1 protein-coding gene is annotated in these 5,083 nt (G+C 72.9%); it reads right to left on the reverse strand.

Features of this window, described 5'->3' with window-relative positions:
- Window positions 1-5,083, reverse strand: a 5,083-nt coding sequence (locus ACWDRR_RS44060; RefSeq protein ID WP_449777979.1) for an SDR family NAD(P)-dependent oxidoreductase, incomplete at both ends; no start/stop codon positions are given.

Below are 5,083 nucleotides of genomic sequence, written 5' to 3' on the forward strand. Positions count from 1 at the left end.
GGAACAACGCCACCTCGACCGCGAACAGCGCCGCCTGGGCGTGCACCGTCCGGTCCAACACCTCCGCGTCCGACCCCCACACCACCTCGCGCACCCCACCAAGCTCCCCGCAGACCGCGTCGAACGCCGCCGCGAACACCGGGAACCTGGCATACAACTCCCGCCCCATACCGAGCCGTTGCGACCCCTGACCCGAGAACAGGAAGGCACGCTTGCCCGCACCCACCGCCCCCTCGACCACGCCGGCCGCGGGCTCCCCCGCCGCCAGCGCGGCCAGTCCACCCAGAGCGGCGTCCCGGTCGTCGGCCACGATCGCCGCACGGTACTGAAAGGCCGATCGGCTGGTCGCCAGCGCATGGGCAACGTCGGTCAGAACAAGATCGGGATCGGCCTCCACGTGGGCACGCAGTGCCTCGGCCTGCGCCCGCAGCGCAGCTTCGGTCCGGCCGGAGAGCACCCACGGCACCACGCCGGGCGTCACCACGGGCTGTTCGACGGTCGGGAGGTCCGCCGGCTCGCCCTGCTCAAGGACGACGTGCGCGTTGGTGCCGCTGATCCCGAACGAGGACACGCCCGCCCGGCGCGGACCCGCGCCCTGGGGCCACTCCGTCGCTTCCGTCAGCAGCTCAACGGCGCCCTCGCTCCAATCCACGTGCGACGAGGGAGCATCCACGTGCAGCGTCTTCGGCAGCACACCGTGGCGCATCGCCATCACCATCTTGATCACACCGGCCACACCCGCCGCCGCCTGCGTGTGACCGATGTTCGACTTCACCGAGCCGAGCCACAACGGCCGTTCGGCCTCGCGCTCCTGCCCGTAGGTCGCCAGCAGAGCCTGCGCCTCGATCGGGTCACCCAGGGTGGTGCCCGTGCCGTGTGCCTCCACCGCGTCCACGTCGGCGGCCGACAACCCGCCGCTGGCGAGCGCCTGGCGGATCACCCGCTGCTGCGAAGGACCGTTGGGTGCTGTCAGACCGTTCGACGCACCGTCCTGGTTCACCGCACTGCCACGCAGCACCGCCAGCACGCGGTGCCCGTTGCGCCGGGCGTCGGACCGGCGTTCCAGCACCAGCATGCCCACGCCCTCGCCCCAGCCCACACCGTCCGCCGCGTCCGAGAACGAACGGCACCGACCGTCGGCCGACAGACCGCCCTGACGCGAGAACTCCACAAAGGTGCTCGGCGTGGACATCACCGTCACCCCGCCGGCCACCGCCAGCGAGCACTCACCGGACCGGAGCGCCTGCGCCGCCCAGTGAACGGCCACCAGCGACGACGAGCACGCGGTGTCCACCGTCACCGCCGGGCCCTCCAGGCCCAGGGTGTACGCGACACGCCCCGAGGCGATGCTCGGCGCACTGCCGTTGCCGCGGAAGCCCTCGAACTGTTCGGCGCCGAGCAGATCCCGGTAGTCCGTGTACATCACGCCCGCGAAGACGCCCGTCCGGCTGCCGCGCAACGACAGCGGGTCGAGCCCTGCGTGCTCGAACGCCTCCCACGACGTCTCCAGCAACAACCGCTGCTGCGCATCCGTCGCCAACGCCTCACGCGGACTCATCCCGAAGAACTCCGCGTCGAACTCCCCGGCCTCGTACAGGAAACCACCCGAACGCGTGAAGGACGTTCCCCGCACCTCAGGGTCCGCGCTGTACAGCGACTCCACGTCCCAGCCACGATCCGTCGGGAAGTCGGAGATCGCGTCCACTCCGTCCGCAACCAACCGCCACAGACCCTCCGGCGACCGCACCCCACCCGGGTACCGGCACGCCATCCCCACGATCACCACCGGATCGTCCACCACCGACGGCAACCCGGCCGCCACCCGCGAGACCTCCGCCTCGCCATCGAACAGCTCGTCCAGCAGGAACCGGACCAACACCTCCGCCGACGGGTAGTCGAACACCACCGTCGCCGGCAACCGCACCCCCACCACCTCGGCCAACCGGTTCCGCAACTCCACGGCCGTCAGCGAATCGAAGCCGAGATCCTGGAAAGCCCGGCTCGCATCCACCTCGGCCGCACCGGCGTGGCCCAGGACCAGGGCGATCTGCGCACGCACCACGTCCAGCAGCACCTCCTGCCGCTCGTCCGCCCGCAGGGTGGAGAGCCGGCGGGTCAGGTCGTCGGCCGCCGAGGAACCGGCCACGGCCGACCGGCGGACCCGCGCACGGACCAGCCCCCGCAGCAGCGCGGGCACCTCGCCCTGCGCGCGCAGGGCGGCCAGGTCGAAGCGCACCGGCAGGACCACCGCCCGGTCGACGGCGAGCGCCGCGTCGAACAGGGCCGCACCGTCCGCCGGGGTCAGCTCGGGCATCCCGGTACGGGCGATCCGCCGGACGTCGACGGCGGCCAGCGTGCCCGTCATACCGCCGTCCCGGGTCCACGGCCCCCACGCCAGCGACACACCGGGCAGACCGGCGGCGCGGCGGTACTGCGCCAACGCGTCCAGGAAGGTGTTGCCCGCCGCGTAGCTCGCCTGGCCGGGGCCGCCGAAGGCGCCGGACACGGAGGAGAAGACCACGAAGGCCGCGAGGTCCAGGTCCTTGGTCGCCTCGTGCAGATGCCACGCCGCATCCACCTTCGGACGCAGCACCGCCGACAACCGCTCCGGCGTCAGCGAACCGACCACCCCGTCGTCCAGCACACCCGCCGCGTGCACCACCGCACCGACCGGATGACGAGCGACCAACCCGGCCACCGCCGCACGATCCGCGACATCACACGCCTCGACCACCACCTCGGCCCCGAGAGCCGAAAGCTCGGCCACCAGCTCCGCCGCACCCTCCGCCTCAGCACCACGACGGCTCACCAACAGCAGACTCCGCACACCGTGCTCGACCACCAGATGACGAGCCACCACCCGGCCCAGACCACCCGTGCCCCCCGTGACCAGCACCCACCCGGCACCGGCCCACGGCGAGACCGTCTCCGACTCAACGACCGGCACCCGAACCAACCGCGCCGCCAACACCTCGCCCTCGCGCACCAGCACCTGCGGCTCGTCCGACAACACGGCACCCGGCGGCAGTTCGTCCACGCCGTCCAGATCCACCAACCCGAACCGGCCCGGATTCTCCGACAGCGCCGACCGCACCAGACCCCACACCGCGGCGCCCGCCAGATCCGCACCCGACACCGCACCACGCGTCACGAACACCAACCGCGACGCCGCGAACCTCTCCTCCACCAACCACGACTGCACCAGACCCAGCACCCGCGCAGTCACCACATGCACGGACTCCGGCACACCCGAGGAGGGCCCGGCGGGCAACTCGACGAGCACGACTCCCGGGACATCCACCAACGAAGCCAGGTCGATGTCCTGATGCACAGTCACAAACGAAACAGAATCCCCCGCCGCAACGGGCACCCAGTCCAGCCGGAACAGCCCGTCCCGGCCCGCGTTCTGCGCCGCGTTCGACCGCTCGGCCGAGGCCGCCCGGAGCGTCAGCGACTCCACCGAGGCCACCGGCGCCCCCGACGGGTCCGCGACGGCCACGGACACCGAGTCCTCGCCGCTCCGGGTCACCCGCACCCGCACCGCCGACGCGCCCGAGGCGTGCAGCGAGACGCCCTCCCAGGAGAACGGGACCACGCCCCGCGGCAGGCCGTTGAAGGCCGATACGTGCAGAGCCGCGTCCAGCAGCGCGGGGTGGAGGCCGAACGGCCCACCGTCCACGCCGGCGGGCAGCGCGACCTCGGCGAAGACCTCCTCGCCCCGTCGCCATGCGGCTCGCAACCCCTGGAACACCGGGCCGTACCCGAAACCGCCCTCGGTCATCTGCTCGTAGAGGCCGGTCAGGTCCACCGGCTCCGCGCCGACGGGGGGCCACGTCGCGGTGTCGAAGTCGGCGCTCTGCTCGCCGGGCGCGAGAGCACCCGACGCGAGACCGCTGGGCGCGAGAACACCGGTGGCATGCCGGGCCCAGGCCCGGTCGCCGGCCCCGTCCTGCCGGGAACGCACGTCCAGCGTGCGACGGCCGGTCAGGTCGGCCGGTCCCACCCGCACCTGCACCTGCACTCCGGCACCTTCGGGCAGCACCAGCGGGGCGGCCATGGTCAGTTCGTCGATCCGGCCGCAGCCGACCTCGTCGGCCGCACGGATCGCCAGCTCCAGGAAGGCCGTACCCGGCAGCAGGACCGAGCCCAGCACGACGTGGTCGGCGAGCCACGGGTGCGATCGCACCGACAGCCGTCCGGTGAGCATCAGCCCGTCACCGTCGGCCAGTTCGACGGCGGCGCCGAGCAGCGGGTGGTCCGCGGGGTCCAGCCCGGCCGCGCCGACGTCGCCGGGTGCCGAGAGCGCGGGGGCGGGCCAGAAGCGCTGGTGCTGGAAGGCGTACGTCGGCAGCGCGACCTGCCGGGGGGAGCTCCCCTCGAAGAGGGCGGGCCAGTCGACCCGGACCCCGCGCGCGTGGAGCTGCGCCAGCGCGCCGAGCAGCGTCGCCTCCTCGTCCTGTGCCTTGCGCAGCGTCGGCAGCAGCACCGTACCGTCCGGCAGCGAGTCCGCGGCCAGCGCGGACAGCACGCCGTCCGGCCCCAACTCCAGGTACCGGCCGACGCCCTGGGCGTCCAGGGTGCGCACGCCGTCGGCGAAGCGGACCGCCTCCCGGACGTGGCGCACCCAGTACTCCGGTTCGCACAACTCCTCGCCCGTGGCGAGGGAGCCGGTCAGGTTCGAGACCACCGGGATCGTCGGCTCGGCGAAGGACAGGCCCCCGACCACGGCCCGGAACTCGCCCAGCATCGGGTCCATCAGCGGCGAGTGGAAGGCGTGCGAGACCCGCAGCCGGCTCGCCTTGCGACCCTGCGCCTCGAACTGGGCCCGGACCCGCTCCACCGCCTCCTCGGTACCCGAGACCACCACCGACGACGGGCCGTTGACCGCCGCGACCGAGACGAACTCGTCCAGCAGCGGCAGGACTTCCTGCTCCGTCGCCCGGACGGCGAGCATCGCGCCGCCCTCGGGCAGCGCCTGCATCAACCGACCCCGCGCCGCCACCAGCGCGCAGGCATCCGCCAGCGAGAACACCCCCGCCACATGCGCGGCCGCCACCTCACCGATCGAATGACCGGCCACGAA

The organism is Kitasatospora sp. NPDC003701 (assembly GCF_053587085.1).